This window comes from Clostridium sp., from assembly GCF_047718555.1.
GTDB lineage: Bacteria > Bacillota > Clostridia > Clostridiales > Clostridiaceae > Clostridium_I.
The window spans coordinates 78,759-103,728 of the sequence record NZ_JBDNRK010000001.1 but is presented as its reverse complement, the minus strand read 5'-3'; the positions used below and the strand labels follow the sequence as shown (position 1 = coordinate 103,728).

The window sequence follows — 24,970 nt, the reverse complement described above, 5'->3', positions numbered from 1 at the left end:
TAATAGTACTTAAAAATATCTAAGAATACAATATATAATTCGAATTATTTAATTGATGCTTCATATATTTCTTTAATTGACTTTGATAACATTCCATTAAATTCTTCCTCAGTTTGCTGAGCAGTTAATCCCTGGGATAAAGCCCTTGAGAAACTGGCGATTAATCCATGATTAGCTGCCAATTTTTTATTTGCTTCAGCCTGACCGTAACCACCAGACAAAGCTACAACTCTCACAACATGGGAATCCTCCATGAGATCACTATAGAAATTATCCTCTGTTGGTATTGAAAGTTTAAGCATAACCTTTATCTCCTTATCAAGGCTTGTTAACTGTTCCAAAATTTCAAGTTTTAAAAGTCTCTCTGATTCTTTCTTATCAGTACTGTAAATATCAACCTCTGGTTCAATAATTGGAACTAAACCAAACTTAGCAATTTGTTTAGCAATTTCGAATTGCTGCTCTACCACTTTTTTAATTCCATTAGGATTGGCTTCTTTAATAACTGAGCGCATTTTTGTTCCAAAAATGTTTTTTTCTACAGCCTGCTTTAAAAGTTGGTTCAAATCAGTTATTGGTTTCATGAGCTGAACACCATCTTCAATTTCAGTAAGTCCTTTATCCACCTTTAAAAAGGGTACAATATTCTTTTGCTCCCAAAGATAGTCAGCAGTATATTGACCATCAATGGTGCGATACATTGTATTTTCAAATAAGATAGCACCCAAAATATACTGTGAAGTAAATGCAGGACTCTTTATAATTCGTGTTCTCATTTCGTGTACTAAATCAAACATTTCTTCATCATTAGAATAACTGCTTTCTGCAATACCATACTGTAGTAATGCCTTTGGAGTACTGCCGCCGCTTTGATCCAGTGCGGCAATAAATCCCTTACCTGTGTGCATTTGATTCAATTGATTTTCATTCATTTTATTCCCTCCCTTTTTCGTTTCAGATTGGATAATTACATTCTATACTATTTTATTATATTACAAATTAGATATTTAATATTTTTTTCACTTCACTTACATCTTTTATAATACCATCCACATCTTTTCTGCAATTTTTACTGTATTCAAGGACTAAATGAGCACTTGGAGTGTACTTTTTATAAATTTCAAAAAAATTATCTATACTTAGCTTTCCGTCTCTGATTCGATTATGATTATCTTCTACACCATCATTATTATGGAGATGATATGCCACAATCTTATCTTTTAATTCACTTATAACGTGATTTAAATTCCAGTTGTTTGCAAAGGCATGACCAATATCAATTAATATTTTATTATCAATAGCTTTTGCCATTTCAATAAATTGTTCTTCATCAAAGAGCATATTATTATGTGAAAGCACACCAGCATTTTCTACAACAATATCTATTCCATAGGCTTTAGATAATTCATTTAATTCCAGTAAGTTTTCTGCTGAATTGCTTATCATTTCTGTTCTGTTTTCAGGCTTTACTCTACAGTTATTGTGATGGTAAACAATATATTTACTTTTTAACTGCTTTGAAATTTCAAGAGTATTTATGAAATATTCCTTTGAGGTTTCATATTCCATAGAGCCTTTTTCCTTGGAGTGTTCTGTGTGATAATAGGGTCCATGTAATGAGCTATTATAATTTTTAAACTTATCCAAGTTTTTGTCAATTGTATCTATAAATTGTCTGTCCTGCCACTCTGGGAAAAGTTCTATACCTATATTCTTATCATTGATTCTATCAAGCAATGGGAAAATATCTTCTAGTTCACTAGGCGTATATAAATTTGTACTAATATAAATATTCATAATCACAACTCCTTTGGATATCCAATTGACATAGTAGTATTTCTATCAAATAAATGTATTTTCGTAAAATCTGGTGCAAAATACACTATATTATTAGCCTTCAAATCATTTTCATCAGACATGGCAATAATTTCATTACCTTCCACCTCAAAATATATGCCAAATCTATTACCATAGTCCTCAATATATTTTACAAATCCCTTAAAGGCATTTTCCATTGGTACTTTACTTAATTTAATATGTTCAGGTCTTATTCCAAAAGATAATTTTGTACATCCACTATCAGCTAATTTATTTACCCACATTTCTGGTAAAATTAAGTTTTGCCTGCCTACAGTCATTGTACCCTTTGAATAATCTGCATCAAAAATATTAGTTGATGGGGAACCTATAAATTTTGCTGTAAACACGTTAGCTGGTTTATTATATACATTATGTGGAGTATCAATCATTTGTATAGTGCCTTCATTCATTAACGCTACTCTGTCACCTATGGTCATCGCTTCTACCTGATCATGGGTTACATAAACAAAAGTTTGATGATACATTTCATGAATCTTAACTAATTCTTTTCTAGCATGACCTCTAAGCTGTGCATCAAGATTGGAAAGTGGTTCATCTAACAGGAAAAAATCACTTCGCTTTACTATTGCACGGGCAAGAGCAACTCTTTGACGCTGACCACCTGATAAATCCTTAGGTTTTCGATTTTCTAAACCATTTAGTTGAAGCATATCTAATGCTGATTTTAATCTTTTTTCAATTTCTTCCTTTGGTACTTTATGTACCTTCAATCCATAGGTTATATTATCTGCCACTGTCATATGGGGAAAAAGAGCGTAGTTTTGGAATACCATGGCTATATTTCTATCGCCGCTTTGTACATCATTAACGCAGCTTCCATTCATGTACAATTTTCCAGAAGTTATATCTTCCAAACCTGCAATAATTCTAAGTGTTGTAGATTTACCACATCCTGATGGACCTAGTAGTATTAATCTTTCCCCTTCTTTTATTGTCAAGTTTAAATTATTTACTACTTTAGTTTTACCATAGGACTTACATATATTTTCAAAAATGATTTCTTTCATAACTGTCCTCCTATCCCTTTATTCCTGATGATGCAAAAGTATTAATAATGTACTTCTGGAATATAATATATAGTACCAAGGGTATTATCATAGTTACTACAGACACAGCCATGGCAATAGTAAAGTCTGTTCCCCCTTCTGAGCTAATAAATAATTGAAGTGCTAAGGGAAGTGTGAAATTTTCCTTTGACTTTAAAATTAGCACTGGCCAAACATATTCATTCCATGAGTTAATAAAAAACATAATTCCTGTAGAAATAATAGCTGGTTTTACAAGTGGCACTACAATATCCTTCATAATTTTTAAGTGATTAACCTTCTCTAATTTAGCTACCTCAATTAAGGAACGAGGAATAGTTCTCATAGACTGTCTGATTAGGAAAATACCTGTGGCATCACTTAGTTGTGGTAAAATAACACCTAATAGATTATCGTTAAAACCTAATTTCGAAATGGTTAGATAGTTTGGTATCATTGTTACCGTAAATGGTATAAATATAGTACTGATTAGAATAAAATATATAATATTTTTGTACTTGAAATCAAAATACACAAAGGCATAAGCTGCAAATACAGCTGTTATAGTTTTAAATAATGTAACGCAGCCAGCAATAAAAAAGGTATTACCTGTAATCTGTAAAAAAGGCAATCTGGTGAATACTTCTATATAATTATTTATAGTTGGCTTAACTGGTATAATTGCAAGTACATTGCTGTATGCTTCATTGAATGATTTAAAGGAACTTGAAATTGCAAATACTATTGGGAAAAGAGATACAAATACAAATAGTATTAAGATAATGTGCCACTTAAATTCTGACGTAAATTTAATTTTCATAGTATACTCTCCTCTCTACATACTTAAATTCCAAAATAAGCAGTGCCACAAATAGCACCATTGTTACAATAGCAAAAGCAGACGCATTACCTGTTCTATATAAAACAAAAGCCTCTTGATATGCATTGTAAATTGCATTGGAACTTGCATTATTGGGTCCACCTTGTGTGACAACTTTAATTGGTGTAAATACATATTGCAATCCTTGTACAATTGTCATAACAAACACATAAACTCCTGTTGCACTACTCATAGGAAGTACAATATCTAGAAATATCTTATGCATTGGTACCTTATCCAGCTTTGCAGCTTCAATCACCTCACTGGATATTCCTGAAACTCCTGCAAGTACAACAATGAAGTTATAACCAAATATCTTCCAGGTAGTTATTAAACTTAGCACTACAATAACAAGGCCATCTGTTTTACTCCATATAGGAAGTGTTAAGCCAAACAGCTTTGCAATAACTGCTGCCGGACCAGAAATAGGATTTAGAATCCACAAATATAAAATTGAGCCTACTACTAAGGAAATAACACTAGGTAAAAAAATTACACTTTTGTAAAAGCCCTTACCCCTTTTTATTACATCGGAAAGAATAAAGGATAGTATATAGGGTGCTGCACAATTCAATATTAATAAAATAATTATGTAAAATACCGTATTACTCATTACTTTATAGGTAAGCGGGTCTTTAAACAAATCTATATAATTACCAAAGCCTACAAATGTCTTTGTTGGCTTAATCATATTCCAAGAAAAAAAGCTTAAATAAATTGTTCTAATAAGTGGCCAAAACATAAATACTGCAAAGGCTAATAATGATGGTAAAATAAATATATAAGCAATCATTTTTTCACGGCTGCTATAATTTATTCTCATTCCTTTATTCTTCATTTTAATCCTCCTTAAAATATGTAAAAGACAGAGGAAACCTCTGACTTTTATCAATTTATTGCTAACTATTTTTTAATTTGTAACTATTTCTTTAATAGTGCATTGATTTTATCTTGTGCAGATTTCAAACCATCTCTAGCAGATACACTACCACCTAAGATTTTATCTCTTGTATCCAATAATATTTGTTCTGCTTGAAGTCCAGCATCACCAGGAAATGATGTCCATGGTACAACTCCATCCATTTGTGTAGTTGCTGCCTCCATCATTTTGTTTTGCTCCAAGAAACTCTTTAAACCATTTTCTGCTGTTGCTACATCTTTTCTTGGTGGAACATATCCAGTACCCTTTGTCCACTCAGCCATAGATTCTACACTGTATAAGTACTTTTCAAACTCCCAAGCAGCCTTTTGTTCTTTATCTGTTTTTGCAGTTATAGCTAGGAAACAACCACCTGCTGGCAACCTCTTTTGTTTACCTGCCCATGCAGGAGAGTTAATTGCTGCTACATTAAAGGTTGCACCTTTTTGCACATTTGCTCTTTGAGCAATTGTTGTATACAGCATACCTACGTTACCATCAATAAAAGATTTAACACCTTCGTTCCAAGATATATGAAGTGCTGATTTTGTTTTTACAACCATATCGGCATAAGCTTCATAAGCCTTAATACCTTCTTCAGAAGCAAAGCTTGCTTTACCATCTGTAATCATTCTGGCACCATTACTCTCTAATAATGCTTGAGTTGCCCAGTTATCCGCAGGTTCCTGCATGTAGAAACCGTATTTACCTGTTTTTTCTTTAATTGTGTTTGAAAAAGCTACTACATCTTCCCAGGTCTTTGGTCCATTTTCATCTAAGCCTGCTTGTTTTAAAATATCTTTATTTATGTAAAGAACTGGTGTACTAAGGGAATATGGAATACCTACTTGACTGTTTTTACTGTTCTTCGCAAGATTTAATACGTTTGGAAGAAAATTATCCTTTAAAAAATTCTTATCCTCTGGGTAATATTTATCTATAACTTTTTGTGGCTCTGTATAACTAAAATTATTTGAGAAATAGTCCAGAAATGCCCAGCCAACTTGCACTAATGCTGGAGATTTTCCAGTAGCAGCTTCTGCTTGAAAATTTTGCAATAAACCTTTATACATATCTGGGTTATATTTAGCAACTACTTCAACATCCTTACTTTGTGCATTAAAATCTTTTACTAGTTTATCTACACTTTGCCCTCCTTGGGTTTCAGCATTAACATGCCAGTATTCAATCTTTACTTTTTCACCTGGTTTTGTGCTAGATGCTGCATTTCCACACCCACTAAGTGTTACTGCAATAAGCGTTACTAGCGAAACAACTTTTAAAATACCTTTTTTCATTTTGCATTCCCCCTATTAAATCTCATTATTTTTTTAATATATTATAAAAACTCCTTGCTGCTAATAATAAAACAACAAAAATTGGAGATTCAAAAAACTACAGATCACCCTCTTTCTTTTAACTCTGTTTGTAATTAATACACTTTACAATCATGTTTTGTTTTAGAGGATGATTAACGGTTTTCTCAAATCTCCACCACTAATCATTCAAACTTATTAAATTAATCCTATGTTAAATTTCACTTTTTATATCAATATCCCACAAGTCACTTTTACTGCATGATATGCCATCTGCATCAGATTTTAACATATCTAACATTTGCTTTTTATTACTTATCAGACCACCTAAAACTATAGGTTTATCTATTTCATTTTTTATAATTTTAACAATAGGATATACAAAAGCTGGCATTACTTCCACTACATCAGGATCATTTTCTCTTATACTTTCTATAGAATTCTTTAATGAGCTGGAATCAATAAGAAATATTCTCTGAATTGTAGTCAAGCCTTTCTTTTTAGCAGCTCTTAGCATAGTACTTTTAGTTGAAACAATTCCAGCAGGATTTATGTATTCTTTAATAAAATTTATGGCTTCTTTGTCATTAGATAGCCCCTTTATTAAATCTGTATGCAATAATATAGGTTTTTTCTTATTATACATCTTAAAATCCTGTCCCATTAACTCATTTAATTTCCCATTCATTAATATTATAGCTGAAACTTTAGAATCTACAGCAAGTTGTAAAGTTTCATGATGAGCTGCAGCAATTAAGGGATTAACTCTTAATTTCTCTTTTATATTCAAATTTACTCCACCTTTGGACTGAGACTTTATATTTTAATTATAATGTGACTATGTTAATTCTACATTACACTCATCTTAAATTTAAGTTAATTGTATAACACCTCAGAAATTATTCCAATTTATGGAGCAATTTCTGAGGTGTTAGTATAACTATTTATATAATACATTATTCAACTTTTTATTCATTTTTCTATATTTATATATTCCTAAAACTATAGGTATAATACTTAACACACCACAAATTATCCCAAGAATATATGTAAAAGCATCATCAAATAACTTTATCAGTGAAATAGCTATAATTATTAGACTGATGCCCGTTCTTATATATGCCAGTAAAGTTCTTTCATTTGCTAATGCTGTCCTGTCGGCGGCTAAGAAATCCCTCAATATCATTTCATTTTTATCGAAATTATAAACTGTACCTTCATTTTTATCATCTATTTTACTCATAATTTCCCCAATTTCTAAAATCAGATACGATTACTAATACTAATAATCTTTTTCTTTATAAAAATCAGGATTTTTCACCTCAGCTTTTTTTATTATATTTTTATTTTATCACAGAAAAAAACTTCATTACAATCTATATATTTTTTCAAAATATAATGTGAAAACTATGATATAATTAAGTACATATACTTTTGCTGTGTAAATTTTCTAATTCATATCAATTGCTGGAAAGTAGGTTTTTTTATGAAGATACTTTTGGTTTCAGATATTGAGTCTAAATATATTTGGGATTTTTTCTGTAAAGATACCTTTAAAGATATAGAGCTTATTATATCCTGTGGTGATTTAAAAGCAGATTATCTAAGCTATTTGGCTACTATGATTCATGTACCTGTGCTTTATGTTCACGGTAATCATGACCATTATTATATTGAAAAGCCACCGGAAGGCTGCACCTGTATAGATGACAAGCTTATTGTATATAAAGGTATAAGAATTTTAGGCCTTGGCGGCAGCATGAAGTATAAGAGCGGTCCATTTCTATACACAGAAAGCCAGATGAGTAAACGGATACAAAAGCTTAAGCTTAAACTCTTTCTAAAAAAAGGCTTTGATATCCTTGTATCCCATGCTCCTGCAAGCGGTATCAACGATGATAACGATTTATGTCATGAAGGCTATGTTAATTTTAATAATCTTTTAGACAAGTATTCTCCAAAATACTTCTTCCATGGTCATGTGCATATGAATTATGGTAAAAAGCCTAGAACAACAATATACAATAATACCACAATTATTAATGCTTATGATTATTACATTTTAGAATATAAATAAGGCATCTTGAAAGAAATATCAAATTCACTGATTATTTCTTTCAAGACGCCTGAATATTTGAATTCTTAAATCTCTCATTAAAAAGAAAAACAATCGAGATAATCATCCATTATTATCAACATTAACACAATTTATTTATCCACATATTCCTCTGCTTCAACATTATCCACAAACCAATTCATATTGAGAATTTCATAAGGAGTAGCCTGCTGATCTTCATCAATTCTCAGTTTCCCACTGTTATCACAAATTGGTCCTGTAAATGGATTAAATTCATTTGATACAATCATTTTTTTCATGGCTTCAATAAGCTTTTGCACTGATATTGGAACATATTTCTTAGAATAATATATATCCACAACCCCTTCTGACATACCATACCAAAAATTAATTAGTTTAGAATTGGCATTAAACATATCCACAATGGTCTTAAAGCTGTCATTCAATATATTATTTAAAATTTTTTCATAGTATACTCCCCAATTCCAAATAGGTGCCGCAAGATATTTATCCGGTTCTTTACTTCCCTTGTCAAAACTGCAGAGCATGGAGTATACCCCAAATCTTTCAGTTTCAGCTCTTGCCACCTTAAGATTTCTATTAGAAATAACATCGCAGTTCTTATTGAGAAGCGTTGTTTCAACGTTGGTAAACTTATCATGACTATTCCATTCTCTAGTCCATGCAACCTTTACTTCAGCATAGGGGTTTACCAGCTTAGCTCCTAGTGCAAAGGAATTAATTGCAGAAATCACCTCTGAAGTAGGACTTGTTGCAGAATATCCTATTATATTTGTCTTTGTCATAGCCCCTGCTATCATGCCAGTTAAAAATCTTGCTTCATAAACTCTCCCAAAATAACAACTCATATGCTTATAAGGTGTATCATCCGAGCAGTTAAAAAACTTAATATCCGGATATTCCATAGCACATTTCAAAGTGGCATTCCTAAATATAGGACTAGTAGTAAAAATAACATTATTCCCCTCTTCCGCAAGGGATTTTATATATTCATAATCAAAGGCATTCTCAGGTACTTCTTGAATATACTTTGTGGTAATCTGATCAGAAAGTATATTTTCTACATATTTCCTGCCAAGCTCATGCCCGTAAGTCCAGCCTGAGGTTTTAATGCTTCTGGCATAGACAAAAGCCACCTTTAATTTTTTAGGTAAACTTATAAAGCTGGATATGCCCGATAGTCTTTTAGCTGAATCCTTTTGAGAATTTGTCTGAATTTCTATACTCTTATCTTTAAAATGAGTCAATTCCTTCATAAGCTGCTTTAGCCTATTAGAAACTTTTCCATCACTTAGAGAATCATTTATGCCATATAGGGAAATATACTCCAAGAAAGCATCCCCTGTAGTTATGGGAAGCTTATCCCCGCCCATCTTAAGATATATATCCCTAAAGGTGTCATATTTAAATTTTTTAAAATGTTCGTATTTATCCTCTTCCAGGTAAAGCTTTGGATTATATGCATCCAGCATATTTGAAAGCTTATTAAAACTATGTTTTTTCGTAAACCATATGGAATTGATCCTTGTTTTATTATAAAAATCCAGGAATTCATAATATATAGTATTGGTTAAATCATCTTTATTTTTCTTTGGTACAAGCCTTATTACCTCTGCCCTGATAGAAAATGCCTTTAAAAATTTTAGTACGCTTACCCTTTTATTTCCCTCAATTACATAGAAATAATTAAGGTATTCGTATACCTTTATTGGCTGATTTATGCCTTCCTCCAAGTGACTTTCATATAAAGCTATCCACTTATTCCTAAATTCCGATTCATTTTCAATTATTGGCATGAAGCCTTTTGAGAAAGCAGTACTTCTAGAACGGGAGTAGGTTCCAACTATTTTTTTTAAAGGAATTTCAAGAATGCCTAAATTCACATTGGCAACGATTTCTTCACTTTTTAATATTTCATCAAGGCATGGCATTGGGCTTTGTAATTCTTTTTTGCCTCTCTTTACTGCCTCTCTATATTCTTCCTGCGCATTTAATTCCATATTCTCACACCTCCCATATAATCCATGGCAAAAATATATATTAATTATTTTATTGTATGATTAAATCAAAAGCTGTAAACTAATTTCCACTATACTATTTATGGTATCTAAAATGTGAAATTTTCATAGTGTATAATGTATTTTTTGTGAAATACTCATTACATAAAATTATAATCTAAAGGCAAGAAATTATATATAGATTTATAAATTTTTCTGAGAATATTTAGCTGCTTCTTCTATGCCGATAAGGAATTTAAATTCATAATAGTTTATATATTTTCTTACCTAAAATTCACCATTATTCTTCATTTCCTTTATAATTCCGTCTACATGTATATCTACTGTATTTAAAAATGGAATATTTAAATCCCCATCTTTTAATATTATTGGTATTTCAGTACAGCCTAAAATCACTCCATCAATGAACTCCTCTTTTATCATTCTGGTGATTATATTTAGAAAGCCTTCTCTGGTCCTTTTATTGATGATTCCATTTTCCAACTCAGTGAATATTCTTTGCTGAATATATTCCCTTTCAGCCTTTCTTGGCACTGTAATATCTATTGCACTTTTCAGGAAACTATCCTTGTAAAAAGGTTCTTCCATAGTAGTAATTGTTCCTAAAAGTCCTAAATTCTTAAGTTTTAATGCTTTAGCTCTTTCACGGGTTTCTTCCACAATACTCAATACAGGCATTGGTGCAAATTTCTTTACCTTCTGAAAAACTATATGAGGTGTATTTGAAGATATTACTCCAATATTAGCCCCTGCTATATATAAATTGTTAAGTGACTCTACCAACATATCTACAAGCTTATACCATTGCCTTGCAGCTATAAAATTCAAAACTTCCTGCATATCTATACTGTCTATAATTATTTTAGGATAACTTCCATCTGATTTTAACTTTTTATATTTATATATTAAACTTTTATAATAATCAACTGTGGATTCCGGTCCAATTCCACCAACAATTCCAATTTTCATCTTTTTCACCGTCCTAATTCTCACTATAACCTAGACATCCTGAAAAATATTATTTTATATATTTATATTTTATGTGAGAACTGAACACTAAGTACTTAAATTATGGCTTCAATTTAAAAGTAATTCATGAAAATTTTTATAACAAAATGTACTTGTATCCGTATTACAATAATTGATTACTAGAATAAATCATCTAATTTTTGAACGCTAAAAAACCCCTTAAAGAAATAATCTTTAAGGGGTAAAATATCTACTAATTAAAGAACAGTGATATTTTCAGCTTGAGGTCCTTTTGGTCCTTCAACTACATCATAAGCAACTTTTTGACCTTCTTCAAGTGACTTATAACCTTCTGCTTTTATTTGTGAAAAGTGTGCAAAAACATCTTTTCCGTCTTCTCCTGTAATAAAACCAAATCCTTTTTGTGCATTAAACCATTTTACTGTACCATTCATTCGATGTGTACCTCCGAAATTTTATTTTCTTAAACTCTTTGTAATAATACACCAACAAAATTTCGATATCAACATACTATAATTCTATAATACTAATTGAAACTATTTGTGTTACATTAATTACGATTCATTTAAGCTTTACTTCATTATAACATCATATATTTTACATGTCAAGTAAAAATATAAACTTTTTTACATAAATAAATTTACCAGCTCTTCTTCAGATAAAGCTGCAATTCCATCACTACTAGAAAGTTCATCTCCAAGCAAACTGTCTATAAGTTTCTTTTTTTCCTGCTGTAATGTTATAATCTTTTCCTCTATAGTTCCTTTAGCCACAAGCTTTATTACTTCCACCACATTTTTCTGTCCAATTCTATGGGCTCTATCTGTAGCCTGCTCTTCCACTGCTGGATTCCACCATGGATCAAAATGGATTACCACATCTGCGGAAGTAAGATTTAGCCCTGTGCCTCCTGCTTTTAAACTTATAAGAAAAACAGAATTTTTACCTTTATTAAATTCCTCTACAATCTTCATTCTGTTTTGTGAGGATATGGAGCCATCTAAGTAGCTATAATCTATTCCCTCCATATTTATTCTTTTACCTATATTCTTAAGCACAGAAGTAAACTGGGAAAACACCAGTATTCTATGTCCTTCTTCTAAGCTTTGAGTTAAAAGCTCTATTAGTGCTTCTATTTTAGCACTGCCTCCTATATAATCTTCCATTGCTATAGAGGGATCAAGACATAACTGTCTCAGTTTTGTAATATATGCAAGAATCTCTATTTTACTGTTTTTGAATTCATCTTCCTCTACCTTCTTTTTAATAAGCTCCACTGCATGCTTTGCATAGGTTCCATATACCTTTTTCTGTTTATCCTCAAAATTAACCATCATAGTTTTTTCTATTTTATCTGGCAATTCTTTTATCACATCTTTTTTTCTTCTCCTTAGAATAAAAGGATTTATAAGTCTGTTAAGATCTTCAATAACCTCTGGTTCTTCCTTAAGTTTTTTATAATACCTTACACTAAATCTCTTTTCATCATATAGATATCCAGGCATTACAAAATCAAATATAGACCATAATTCCATAACAGAATTTTCTATAGGTGTTCCTGATAAAGCAAATCTTGTTTTTGCATTTATCTTTTTTACAGTTAAAGCATTTTGAGAATGAGGATTTTTTATATATTGAGCTTCATCCAAAAAGCAGTAATCAAATTCCACCTTTTTATAATTTTCCAGGTCCCTTTTCAAAAGGTTATATGTAGTTATAACAGCATCATATTTATCTATATTTTTGATTAACTCCTCTCTCTCCTTTTTATTACCGTTAACTGCTGCTGCCTTCATATTGGGAGCAAATTTTTCAAATTCATTGGTCCAGTTGTATACCAGGGAAGTAGGCACTACAATTAAAGATTTACTTCCTTTATTCGACAATAAAAAAGCAATGGCCTGAAAGGTTTTTCCAAGTCCCATTTCATCTCCCAGTATGCCTCCAAAGCCCAGATAATCTAAGGTTTTAAACCAATTATATCCTACACGTTGATATTCTCTTAAGCTTCCCATTAAATTCTTTGGTTCTTTAAAAGCAAGACTTTCAATTTTCTTTAGCTTATTTCTCACCTTTTTAAGTTCTGGCTTACCCTTAATATATCTAATTTTATTTTCTTCCATATATTTATCTAAATAAATACTCTTATTTTTAGGTATTTCAATATGATTATCCTTTATATTTTTATTTGAAACTACATCTAAAAGCTTTAAAAATTTTTTAAGCTCTAATTCCTCTAAATCAAGATATTCTCCACTCTTAAGCTTATAATATTTAAGATTATCTCTAAAAGCTCTCAGTATTGAAGCAGTTTCTGATGCTGGTATATCACTTAATTTAAAATCCATTTCAAAATAATCATATTTTCCAGTTCTAATATCTCCACTGATGTTTTTAGTGTTAATAGATTTAATACCCTTAAAATTTTCAGAATAGAATACCTCTCCTATTTTCTGGAGCCTTTCTACTTCACTTTTGAAAAATTTAAATATGTAGTCCTCTCCCCATATAAGATAGAATTTATTATTTACTTCCTCAAAGCCCATACTCCTAAGTAGTCCCATAATTTCCGCTTCTTTTTTTGAATCTCTATATATGACTTTTTCTGTACAATCCTCAAATATATTAAATTCAAAGGCCCCATATTTAACTTTCAAAGTAAGTGAAATATCCTTACCATCTTTATCAAAATAAAATTTAGGTTCACATTTTTCCTTTACTATTTTATCTCTTATGGACTGGGATAAACTAATTTCCTCTGACAAAAAATTCAAATTTGGAATCAAATTTCTAAGTATTGCATTTTCTTTTGAACCAGAAAGTCTCACCGCCTTAGCCTCATTAAACACAGTAAGATAAGAACTTATTTTACTGCAGTATTCAAAGCTTGGCAGATATATAGATGTTCCATAAAAAAACACATTATCTCTACTTCCCAGTACAACGGGCATGCCCCCTGGCAATTTAAGTACATAATCTTCCTTTACCATCTTCAAATCAAAGCTTATAGGCGGAGGACTTTCTAATATTTCAGTTTCAAAGCATCTATACAGAAAGCCTTCATTTAGATATACTCTATGTTTTTTTACTGCCTGAAAGAATTCCCTTACTAAATAATCTGGTATATGTATGTATTTACCATCTATATTTGATTTTCTCATTTTACTGGAACGTCCAATTGCTCCATTTATACTTATAAGCATCTGGATGAAGTCAATTAACCCTTTATCCTTTGTGCTGAATTTATTTTCTGACATACTGAGGGTAAAGTTTTTCCCATAGTTTATGGGTATATTATTATAAATAGCTAATAAAAATTGACTTATATCCTTTAACACATAAAGATTATTTGAACTCATAGAAGTAATCCCTATTTTAAATTCTGCAGAAATGCTATGATTCCATTGATCTCTATTGATATAAATTTCTATTTTTATTTCTTTTTTGCCCTTTTCATTGCCTAAAAGTATATCTAAAGTATCCACACTGCTATTAGCTTTAAATAATTTTTCAGTTTTTGGTTCATTTAAAAGAGGATGCTTTATCAGTTCATCCACCGCTTTATAAAAAGTAGCTACTAAGTGTTTACAGCAATAATTGTTCCTGTGTTCATTATTTTCATAATCTTTGCAGCTGCAATAAGTTGATATAATATTTTTATTTACAGCATCCATCTCAATATGCGTTTTATATTCACTAAAAAGATTTTCTGAAATTACATTACCTTTTATATGAATGTATTCTTCTTCGCTATTAATCTCTATGGAGGAAATCAAATCATTATCTATGATTCTTAACCCCTTAGAGTGATTTTTTCCACTAATCTGTTCATTAAATGTTTGTAGTAATAAATTTCTATCCATTGTATCACCTTAGTAATTTATTTGCTGATTCTATCGGCTATGCAAGAAGCTGCGTAGGAATAAGGCTTAATCTGATATTTATATCCCGTTCCTGTAATCCACCCAGTAATCTCGCTGATCAATTCAAATGTTTTACCATTTTTATTAGTTCCAATATCCACATGAATTTCTATATCTTCCTTTATATTAGCTTTCTCAAAGCTTTTAGACAGTTTTGAGGCAAGCTCTAAGCTAAGTGCAGTTTCATAATATATCTTTTGTCTAACATTAGTTATTTTAGGAACATACTTTATTTCATAAAAGAAAATACCGCCTCGGCCAATCCTATGAACTGCCACAACTACCACTACTTTAGTCAAACTTCTATTCTGAGAATCTGTTCCAACAGTGATTTTGTATTTATAATTCTTGTCGCTTAATATGAAACCTTTTATGCAATTTACCATTTCATTAACAGAAACATTACCAAAGGTCTTGCTATACATTACTGTATACCCCCTAAAACATATTTTTTAGAAATTTCTCCATATTAATTTTTGCAACAAATTATTAAATAATCTTTTAATAAATATACTATGAATTATTGGTATATTTGTTTCATTCACTTATAACTAGATACTCTAAGCATATTCTAATAGATAACTATCAGTATCTTTCACTTACTATTTGTTTTCATACGCCTTATTTCTATTTTTTATCTATAATATTTATTATACTTTTTTAAATATTTACTGCCTATAGTCTAAATTATACCATTAATTTAATGGATACTAATAAAAATTAACTGAAAAATCAGCTATCTCAAAAGGAATAAATATTTATTAAATTTGAGAACTGCCTCACTTAATTATTAAAAATCAGGCTTTTTACATATTCTTAATAATATAATATGTAAAAAGCTGTGTCACAATGCATATATACATTGTGACACAGCCCCTATAATACTATTTTACAGCCTTTCTGTACTCCATAGGTGCACAGCCCTTTAAATCTTTAAATACCCGATTAAAGCTTTTAACACTATTAAAACCTGACTTGTATGCCACTTCTATAATAGAGTCCTCTCTATCCATTAAATACCATTCAGCTTTGGTTATTCTAAAATTATTGAGATAATCTAAAAAAGTCATACCAGCATTCTCTTTAAAAAATCTTGTGAAGTAATATTTACTGAAGCCTGATACTTTTGCAATTTGATCTAGATCAATATGATTTTCATAATTTTTCTCCACATACTGAAATACTCTGTCAAGTTTTTGCAATTTCTCTCTTTGTCGGCTTTCCTCTTCTAATGAATACTCAATTTTAGGCATATATCTAAGTAATATACCTGCCAAATCATATAATCGTGCCTTTAAGATAAGCTTATAACCTTCTTTAGCTTCACTGTTTTCATCAATAAGTTCCCTTATTTGTTTTTCCATTAAAGCATGAATTTCACTTTCCTTTGTAAAGTACTGAGATTTAATAAACATTAATTTTATAGCCCTTGTGTCCTTTGTCCCAGAAAGAAAATTGTCATATATAGACATTCTAAATTGTATAACCGCTCTTTTACTAAATTCCATTTGCTTGAAGAAATAATGTACTTCTCCTGAACCTATAATAAGTATATCTCCAACTTTAAGTTTATATATATGGCTGCCTACCCCAACTTTAATGCTGCCTTCTACAATATATATAATTTCAATATCTTCATGCCAATGATGGGGCGTACTCATATACCCATCATTGAAAAACAATCTAAAAGGAAAATCCGGTTCTAATACAGTCTTTTCAAGGCTTCCCTGCATATGTCTCTGTCCCCCTAAAAAATTCATTAATTTAACAAAAACATTACAGTTTTATTCTAATTCTTTTTTTGGCAGATTCATAGATGCTGCATATCATTTTTTGAGTTTTTATTGCAATTAAGCTACACTAATTTCTTAAGATACTCTATTCCCAAGGATAACCCTTCTTTTACCTTTTCTTCACTGCCCTCATAAAGTGGATCTTCGTGTTCAATACTTATAACATCATCGTAACCTATTTCTCTTAATTCATTTATAAAACTTTTCCAATCAATCTGTCCAAGACCTGGCATTCTATATCTCCAGTAGCCAGAATCCTCAAAGCTGAGATTTAGCTGCTTATTATACATCCCATATGCTTTTAATCTGTCTTCAAACACTTCAGCATCCTTTGCATGAGTATGGAATATTCTATCTTTGAATTCTTTAATGGGACTTATATAATCCATAAGCATTGAATGCAGATGAGACGGATCATAATTTAAACCGAAGTTCTCATTTGGAACTCTCTTGAAAATTTCTCTCCAAAGTTCAGGTGAATAAGATATGGTTCCTGGTATTCCTTTAATTTGCCAGCCAGGCATTGCGCAGTTTTCAATTATTACCTTTATTCCCCTATCCTCAGCGTACTTAACTAAATCACTAAACACTACCTGAAACTCATCAAGGTTCTCCTCTATAGTCTTATCTATATTCCTTCCAATAAAAGTTCCCACTGCTGGAACTTCAAGCAGCACTGCAGCATCAACACATTTTTTGAAATGATTATTTATCTTAGTTCTTTTATTTATGTCATGATCTAAATTGTTATCATAGTAAGCTAGTGAAGAGATTGTCAGCGCATATTCTTTAAAATATTCCTTGATTTCCTCAGCTTCCTTTTCAGTAAAATTATCTACGTCTATGTCGCAGCTTGAATAGTCTCTACTGTTAGATGCCGGCCAGCTGGCAACTTCCAGTGACTTAAATCCCTGTTCACTTGCCCATTTTGCTTTCTCCTTAAGTGGTATACTTCCAAGACTTACCGTTAATAAACCTATATACATATTAAAACACTTCCCCTATTAATTTTTTTAAATTTTCATAACCTATCTTTAAACTTTCAAGAGAATCTCTAGTAAAATACTCCTGCTCAACTACAAGTCATTTTATCCTTTGTTTATCTGATTCCTTTATTTATTTTTAATTATTCAGGTAAATTGGTTCTCCCCTTTTAGCTGATTCGTATATTGCTTCCAGTATTTGAGTAACTACCAATGCCTGTTCTGGTTTTACTACAGGCTCTTTATTTTCTAAAATACATTGAACCCACTGCCTTGCCTCCAGTTCCGCAGGATCTTCTGAATCACCATCATAGAATGCAACTCCCCCTGCATTTAGATCAACCTTTGTTTCATACAATCTGCTGAACTTCTCTCCATTTATTCTAAGACCATCTGCCATATCTGCTCCGCCTTCTGTTCCACAAAGAGATGTTTGAGCCTCTCCAACATCCAGGCTGTTTATTGCCCAACTGGATTCTAGAACTATAGTTGCTCCATTTTCCATAGTTATGAATCCAAAGGCTGAATCCTCTACGGTAAATTTATCAGGATCCCAGGGACCCCATGCATTTGCTGCATTCTCTTTATTTCCAAGCTTATGATATATATTACCCACTACATATTTAGGTTTATAGTTATCCATCATCCATAAGGTTAAATCAAGGGCATGAGTTCCTATATCTATCAATGGGCCTCCACCCTGTTCAAATTCATTGAGAAACACCCCCCAAGTTGGAACTGCCCTCCTTCTTATGGCATGTGCCTTTGCATAATATATTTCTCCTAATTCCCCATTTTCACAAACCCCATGAAGGTATTTTGAATCTCCTCTAAAACGATTTTGATAGCCTATAGTAAGCTTCTTACCTGTATACTTTGCAGCCTCAAGCATCTTTTTTGCCTCTTCTGTAGTTTTTGCCATTGGCTTCTCGCACATTACATGCTTTCCAGCCTCCAGTGCATCCACAGTTATAAAACTATGAGATCTGTTAGGTGTACATACATGAATAACATCAATACTTTTATCCTTTAACAGTTCCTTATAATCTTCATAAACTTTAGCACCTTCTGTACCAAACTCTTTTGCTGCTTTTTCCGCTTTTTCTTTTTTAATATCACAAAACGCCACCATTTCAGCCTGTGATATCTTTGCTAGACTTGGCATATGCTTACCATTTGCAATGCCTCCACAGCCTATAATTCCAATTTTTAGTTTTTGTTCCTTACTTATATTCCCCATAGTATTTCCTGACTTTTAATTCCACTAAGTTTAAAACTAAAAATCAGTTTTTCACTTCCTTTCCCTATTTGATGTATCTAAAAAATAAATAACTAGTCAATCGTATACTATCTTTAACTTGCCATTTATTTTCATATGCTAATACATGAATAAATCCTATAAAAATCAAAAGCTTTAAAACTTTAATTTATCATTAACGTTTACATATATAATTATATAATAGAAATTTTTTAATTACTCCTCATGAATTGCTCACTTATTCTCAAATATTGTTATTTTCAACTATCTAAAAACGAATAAAAGCGGCATTGCAAAAACTTCAATGCCGCTTAAAATTATTAATTTTCAGCTTTTCACTGTAATTACTGCTGTATATGGCTTGTAAATGAAATTAGAAGAAATTTTTATTCTGCCTTTTTAATATAAATTTCTGTTTCACTTCCCACTACAAACTCCGCTGTTCCTTCAACTATTTTAAATTCAATCGCCTTACCATTTGCCAAGATCTCTATAGGTTTAATATTATTTATTTTAAACTTAAATCTATGATAATTATCTCTATAGGCTCTATAAGCTTTATTTATTCTAATTGTCATGCCGTTTAAGTCATCACTGCGTTTTATTAAAAACTCATATAGATTGTAAACTCCCTTTCTATATTCAAAGCTTTCTCCATCATCCTGGTAATGTACATACTTAATTTCCGTATCATTAGCTGCTGGATATATATCTAAAGTAAGTTCTTCTATTTTCTTTTCTCCTATATAATTCTGTACAGGATAATTAGGTATAATTGTTCCCTGTTTTATATATATAGGGCATAAATCTAAAGGAGCTTCCTTAACAATATATTTCCCACCTTGAAAAACTTCCTTTGTCCAGTAATCCACCCAATTATTTCCCTTTGGTAAATATACCATTCTGGCTGTCTTTCCCTGCTCTACAACTGGAGCTACAAGAATATTTTCACCACACAGGAATTCATCATTTATTTCATAAGTATTTTCATCTTCCTGGTAATGAAGCATTAAGGGCCTAATTACAGGAAGTCCGCTGCTTTTTTGCTTCCATAGGGTATCATAAATATAAGGAATCAATTTATATCTAAGTTTAATATATTTTCTATTAATATCCTCTGTTTGCTTATCAAAAGCCCAAGGTTCCTGATCTCTTGTCATAATAGAGGAATGATTTCTAAATAATGGAGTAAAGCATCCCACCTGTACCCATCTTGATAGAAGCTCTGCAGTACAATCAAATCCAAATCCGCCTACATCTGTACCACAAAAAGTTATTCCACTTAGTCCTAGATTCATAAGCATTGGAAGAGACATACGCAAATGCTCCCAAAGGCTTTGATTATCTCCAGTCCACACTGTAGAATATTTTTGTGTGCCTGCATAGCATGCCCTGGTTATTACAAAAGGTCTTTTATTAGTATATTTCTTGATTCCCTCATAGGTTGCCTTTGACATATAATGTCCAAAAACATTGTGCATTTCTCTATGATCTGTAATAATTCCATCATTATTAAACACTACATCATCCGGAAGTGGTCCATTAAAGCTTGCGGGTTCATTCATATCATTCCATATACCAGAAACTCCACAATCCATCATGATCTTTTGATTTTCCGCCCACCAATTTCTCACTTTTTCATTTGGAAAATCAGGATAAAGAGCATCTCCTGGCCATACTTTATTTACATAGGGAATACTATCCTTATCTGTAGCAAAATACTCATTTTTAATGCCTTCATCATAAATTTCATAGCCTTTATCTTTTTTAACACCAGGATCTATAATTGTTACAACTTTAAATCCATTCTGCTTTAATTCAGATAAGGTTTCCTTAGGATTTGGAAATTTATTCTTATCCCAGGTAAATACTCTATATCCATCCATATAATCAATATCTAAATATAGTGCATCACAGGGAATATCTCTGTTTCTAAACTCTTTTGCAATTTCCATAAGCCTTTGCTCTGGTACATAAGCCCATCTGCACTGCTGATATCCAAGTGTCCACAGCTGAGGCAGTGGTGTTCTTCCCGTCAAATCAGTATATCTATTTAATACTTCTTTCGTTGAGGGACCATATATAAAATAATAATCTAAATTTCCATCTACAGCTCCAAAATAGTAATAGTTGCTATTTTCTTTTCCAATATCAAAATGAGACTCAAAAGTATTGTCAAAGAAAATACCAAAAGCTTGTTTTTCTTTTAAGCCAATAAAAAATGGAATTGATTTATATAATGCTTCAAAGCTTTCCACATGTGGCTTAGGATCATCTGTATTCCACATCTTATAGTGATATCCTTTTTTATTCAAATGCCCTGTTTTTTCCCCAAAGCCGTAAAAATACATATCATCTTCCATCTTTTTAAGTACTTGTACCTTTAATTTATTATCACCATCTTTAAGTTCATGGCCTTCTTCTGCTGCTACAGCCCATCCGCCATCAACACCTCTTCTTACAAAAGGTTTTCTCTCTCCTCTATAATCCTCACAAAGTATATTCCAGTTATGATCATAAATATCCACCTTGAAATCATCAAATATGTTTACGTTTAACTTATCTGTAGCAATAGTTATTTTGTCTTTTTTACTATCTACTGAGAAATTGCATTGCTGAACTTTTAGATCTTCTACTGCTTTAGATAATCTCTGTTCTCTCTTTAGTGGAGAAAAGAAATTTATTACAGAAGCTGAAATTATCTCCACAATAACATTTTGGTTTTCAAACTCAATATGAATCTTATTGTCTACTTTTTCAAATCCTATTATTTTACCAAACATTTTCTCACCCCAATTTAGCAGCTATAGACTATTAATCAATGAATTTTACTTAGTTATAGCTTATACTCATATGAAACTTACATATATAATTTTATACTATTAATATTTTAATTACTACCTAGGAATTGCTCACTTATTCTCAAATATTGCTGTTTTAATTTTTTATTTTGTATACAATACTATTTTGTATTTAACCCTTTAACACGTTTTATACTCTATACCTGCTTTTAATGATAAAATTATACATCTTAGTCCAAAGAAAAAAAGCACACAATTTCATGCATTTTTACTTTGCAATAATTGTGTACTTTCATTATATAATTTATAGAGGGTTAACTATATAATTTACAGGCGTTTCAGTTTCTATGACCAAATTCTTATATATATTCCTTATTGTTGGATTACTACTTTGTGATTCTCATTTACCGGTACTTTCACATAAAGAATTTTGGCATTGTTATCAAAATAGTAGCCACTTTCTTTATTATTCAGTTCATCTAAGCTTCCCACTTTTTCATATTTATTGTTAGCTGCCTGTACTTTTTTTGGCTCCACTGACTTATTAAGTTTCAGCGTATATGACTGAATGTCAGATTTATAGTTTTGAGTTTTTTTGTTCTGCTCAAACTCAATATGATTACCTTTCTTCTCAATATTGAAATCAGTCACATTAAATTGACCTCTCGTATAATTTTCAGAACTTCCATCATCTTGATAGTAGCTGTAAGATGCTTTATTATCAAGGTACGTGTCCAGTGTCAAATTCGTCAGCGGTTTTTCGCCAGCATACTGTTGAACTTCTCTACGTGGAATAATGGAGCCTTTTTTCACGTAAATTGGAAGAGTTCCAAGATCAGCTTGCTTTGTAATAGTTTGTCCACCTTCATACTCTTCACCAGTCCAGTAATCTACCCATTTTACTCCAGCTGGTAAGTACACGCTACGGGAAGTTGCTCCCTGAGTCACCACCGGTGCAATCATAAGAGAATCACCAAACATAAATTGGTCTTCATTATTATATGTGTTAGGATCATTCTGGAATTGGAACACAAGGGGCTGCTGAATCAGATTTCCGGTATCATGTGCTTGCTTGAAGGCATTTTGTAGATAAGGCATCAGCTCATATCTCATATTAATATAGTTACGACTAATATCCTCCACTTGCTTACCAAATTGCCAAGGTTCTTGTCTATTAATGTTTTCCTTCACCGAAGGGCTATCACCATCATTATTGTAATGATCGCGAGCGAACGGTAGGAACGCACCAGCCTCAATCCAGCGTGCAAACAATTCTGGAGTACATATTTCACCCAATTGTTTATTTTTCGTAAAGCCGCCGATGTCATTTCCTACAAACGGTGCGCCAGATAGTCCAATATTAGAGTTCATCGCTATTGACATTTTGAGATGCGCCCAAGTGCTGTGATTATCGCCGGTCCAAGTTGCGGCATAACGCTGTGTTCCTGTAAACCCTGAACGTGATAATACAAAAGGACGGACATTAGGTTTCAGAAGTTTAAATGCATTGTAAGACGCTTGCTCCTCAAGATGCGGATAGATGTTGTGAATCTCTTCATGGGTATGTTTTACGCCGTTGTCATCTACAAAGACAGCATCCAATGGCAGTGTCCAGTGGTCTTCTGGTATAAAATTAACTGGTTCGTTAACATCGTTCCAAATACCATCTACACCGGTATCAAACATAGGTTTATACTGCATTGACCACCAATCACGAGTTGATGTTTTCAAGAAGTTAGGGTAAACGGATGATGGCGGAGCAGCCGGATCCCAAGGCCAAAGTTTACCAAGAAAAGTACTGCCGTCGGGATTTTTAACCCACAGATCTTCCTTGGTGCCAGAATCATAAACATTGTAACCTGGTAAGGCCCTAATAGCCGGATCAAATATATTAACTTGTTTGAAATTCAAACTTTTTAACGTTTCACTCAACTTTTTAGGGTCAGGAACGTTAGATCCCCATGTAAAAGCTTTAGATTGGTCCATATATCCGATATCAAAAACTATCGCATCTGCTGGAATTTTCTTTTCGCGGTATGTTTTAGCTACTTCTTCCTCGTCATTCTGATTATATGACCAACTTGATTGTTGTAATCCCAAAGCCCATTCTGGGGGAAGATTGATCTTTCCTGTTAAATCTGTATAGCGATTAACCACGTCTTTAACCTGTGGCCCATTAAAGAAATAGTAGGTTAGTTTTCCACCATCGGCATAGAAATAATAATAATCATCACTGTCTTTCGCCATGTTATAATAAGAACGATAAGTATTATCAAATAAAATACCATAGGCTTTATTGTTTTTCAAGCCAATAAAGAATGGAACATCTTGGTACATATATTCCGACTCATATGGAAATGGATCCTGATGCCACAATGCTTCCATCTTCCCACGTTTATTTAATCCGTCTGATTTCTCACCTAAACCATAAAAGTTTTCGTTTTTATCAGTTTTCTTGAATACATAAGGCTTGCCATTTTCATATCCTACCCCTTGATCTCCATCCTCATTTATTATGTTACCGTCTTTATCCAAATATTTGATTCCAAATGGACTTTTCTTAATATCTACTGTTAAACTATAAGTTTTAATAGTGATATTATTATCGTCTTCTTTTACTTTGAATTTCGGAGCAGGCCAATCCGTTTTAGCAATTCCCACAGAGGTATATTCTTTATCGCCTTTGTTTAAAATAGATACCTTGGACATATCAGATGTAAGCATACGTATATAAGCTTCCTGTTGTCCCAAATTAAGCTTTACACCATTATCTAACTTCTCAACACTTTGCACCGACATAGGTTTTTGTAGATTGTTTTTGTCAAGAGGTCTATCAGGTGTCGGATGAAATGCATCCACCGGAAAAACATCATCTGCAAAAGTCGGCTGAGCAAAATAAGCAGGTGAAAAGACTATTGAAAGTGCAAATACAATCATAAGTAATCTTTTTGATAAATATTTTCCTTTAATCTTCATAGTTTCACTCCTATTAATTATAATAATTTTTGTCTTATATCATATCTAGTTATATACTTAAATAAAAATAGAGCTAGCAAACTTATAAATAGCATACAGGGGTACAGCC

19 protein-coding genes are annotated in these 24,970 nt (G+C 31.9%); 1 reads left to right on the top strand and 18 read right to left on the bottom strand.

The window, feature by feature from the left end:
• Nucleotides 1-44: 44 nt before the first annotated feature.
• The 8 genes from ABF633_RS00405 to ABF633_RS00370 all read right to left on the bottom strand — a co-directional run bounded on the left by ABF633_RS00405 (nucleotide 45) and on the right by ABF633_RS00370 (nucleotide 7,264).
• Nucleotides 45-932, bottom strand: a complete 888-nt coding sequence (locus tag ABF633_RS00405; RefSeq protein WP_415520920.1) for a fructose bisphosphate aldolase — start codon at nucleotides 930-932, stop codon at nucleotides 45-47.
• Between the two features lie 67 nt (nucleotides 933-999).
• Nucleotides 1,000-1,797, bottom strand: a complete 798-nt coding sequence (locus tag ABF633_RS00400; RefSeq protein WP_415520918.1) for a sugar phosphate isomerase/epimerase family protein — start codon at nucleotides 1,795-1,797, stop codon at nucleotides 1,000-1,002.
• Between the two features lie 2 nt (nucleotides 1,798-1,799).
• Nucleotides 1,800-2,888, bottom strand: coding sequence for an ABC transporter ATP-binding protein (locus tag ABF633_RS00395; RefSeq protein ID WP_415520916.1), 1,089 nt, complete (start codon nucleotides 2,886-2,888; stop codon nucleotides 1,800-1,802).
• A 10-nt stretch (nucleotides 2,889-2,898) separates the two neighbouring features.
• Complete coding sequence (locus ABF633_RS00390) at nucleotides 2,899-3,726, bottom strand: carbohydrate ABC transporter permease (RefSeq protein WP_415520914.1); 828 nt, start codon at nucleotides 3,724-3,726, stop codon at nucleotides 2,899-2,901.
• Nucleotides 3,716-4,624: a carbohydrate ABC transporter permease gene (locus tag ABF633_RS00385; RefSeq protein ID WP_415520912.1), complete on the bottom strand. Its 909-nt coding sequence runs from the start codon at nucleotides 4,622-4,624 to the stop codon at nucleotides 3,716-3,718. The genes ABF633_RS00390 and ABF633_RS00385 overlap by 11 nt, the downstream gene beginning before the upstream one ends.
• 83 nt (nucleotides 4,625-4,707) lie before the next feature.
• On the bottom strand, nucleotides 4,708-6,003 hold the full coding sequence (locus tag ABF633_RS00380) for an ABC transporter substrate-binding protein (RefSeq protein WP_415520910.1): 1,296 nt from the start codon (nucleotides 6,001-6,003) through the stop codon (nucleotides 4,708-4,710).
• A gap of 232 nt (nucleotides 6,004-6,235) precedes the next feature.
• A complete protein-coding gene (locus ABF633_RS00375; RefSeq protein WP_415520908.1) occupies nucleotides 6,236-6,811 on the bottom strand; it encodes a glycerol-3-phosphate responsive antiterminator in 576 nt (191 codons plus the stop codon).
• Nucleotides 6,812-6,961: 150 nt separating this feature from the next.
• Nucleotides 6,962-7,264: a DUF202 domain-containing protein gene (locus tag ABF633_RS00370; RefSeq protein ID WP_415520906.1), complete on the bottom strand. Its 303-nt coding sequence runs from the start codon at nucleotides 7,262-7,264 to the stop codon at nucleotides 6,962-6,964.
• Between the two features lie 243 nt (nucleotides 7,265-7,507).
• Between ABF633_RS00370 and ABF633_RS00365 the strand changes: the two genes are divergently transcribed.
• Nucleotides 7,508-8,098: a metallophosphoesterase family protein gene (locus tag ABF633_RS00365; protein ID WP_415520904.1), complete on the top strand. Its 591-nt coding sequence runs from the start codon at nucleotides 7,508-7,510 to the stop codon at nucleotides 8,096-8,098.
• Nucleotides 8,099-8,229: 131 nt separating this feature from the next.
• On the opposite strand, the gene ABF633_RS00360 is transcribed toward ABF633_RS00365, so the two are convergent.
• The 10 genes from ABF633_RS00360 to ABF633_RS00315 form a co-directional block, all read right to left on the bottom strand.
• Nucleotides 8,230-10,119: a BMP family ABC transporter substrate-binding protein gene (locus ABF633_RS00360; protein ID WP_415520902.1), complete on the bottom strand. Its 1,890-nt coding sequence runs from the start codon at nucleotides 10,117-10,119 to the stop codon at nucleotides 8,230-8,232.
• 285 nt (nucleotides 10,120-10,404) lie between these two features.
• Entirely contained in the window at nucleotides 10,405-11,106 is a 702-nt protein-coding gene (locus tag ABF633_RS00355; protein ID WP_415520900.1) for an aspartate/glutamate racemase family protein, read from the bottom strand.
• A gap of 257 nt (nucleotides 11,107-11,363) precedes the next feature.
• On the bottom strand, nucleotides 11,364-11,561 hold the full coding sequence (locus ABF633_RS00350) for a cold-shock protein (protein ID WP_415520898.1): 198 nt from the start codon (nucleotides 11,559-11,561) through the stop codon (nucleotides 11,364-11,366).
• Nucleotides 11,562-11,753: 192 nt separating this feature from the next.
• Nucleotides 11,754-14,990: a DEAD/DEAH box helicase gene (locus tag ABF633_RS00345; RefSeq protein WP_415520896.1), complete on the bottom strand. Its 3,237-nt coding sequence runs from the start codon at nucleotides 14,988-14,990 to the stop codon at nucleotides 11,754-11,756.
• A 17-nt stretch (nucleotides 14,991-15,007) separates the two neighbouring features.
• Complete coding sequence (locus tag ABF633_RS00340) at nucleotides 15,008-15,475, bottom strand: ribonuclease H-like YkuK family protein (RefSeq protein WP_415520894.1); 468 nt, start codon at nucleotides 15,473-15,475, stop codon at nucleotides 15,008-15,010.
• A 459-nt stretch (nucleotides 15,476-15,934) separates the two neighbouring features.
• The gene (locus tag ABF633_RS00335; protein ID WP_415520892.1) at nucleotides 15,935-16,783 is read right to left on the bottom strand and encodes an AraC family transcriptional regulator; all 849 of its coding nucleotides are present in this window, start codon (nucleotides 16,781-16,783) and stop codon (nucleotides 15,935-15,937) included.
• Nucleotides 16,784-16,905: 122 nt separating this feature from the next.
• Complete coding sequence (locus tag ABF633_RS00330; RefSeq protein WP_415520890.1) at nucleotides 16,906-17,829, bottom strand: sugar phosphate isomerase/epimerase family protein; 924 nt, start codon at nucleotides 17,827-17,829, stop codon at nucleotides 16,906-16,908.
• Between the two features lie 136 nt (nucleotides 17,830-17,965).
• On the bottom strand, nucleotides 17,966-19,066 hold the full coding sequence (locus ABF633_RS00325; RefSeq protein WP_415520888.1) for a Gfo/Idh/MocA family protein: 1,101 nt from the start codon (nucleotides 19,064-19,066) through the stop codon (nucleotides 17,966-17,968).
• Between the two features lie 404 nt (nucleotides 19,067-19,470).
• Nucleotides 19,471-21,867 carry a glycoside hydrolase family 31 protein gene (locus tag ABF633_RS00320; RefSeq protein WP_415520886.1) on the bottom strand — a complete coding sequence of 799 codons (2,397 nt, stop codon included), beginning with the start codon at nucleotides 21,865-21,867 and terminating at the stop codon, nucleotides 19,471-19,473.
• A gap of 390 nt (nucleotides 21,868-22,257) precedes the next feature.
• Complete coding sequence (locus tag ABF633_RS00315; protein ID WP_415520884.1) at nucleotides 22,258-24,861, bottom strand: glycoside hydrolase family 31 protein; 2,604 nt, start codon at nucleotides 24,859-24,861, stop codon at nucleotides 22,258-22,260.
• Nucleotides 24,862-24,970: the final 109 nt, after the last annotated feature.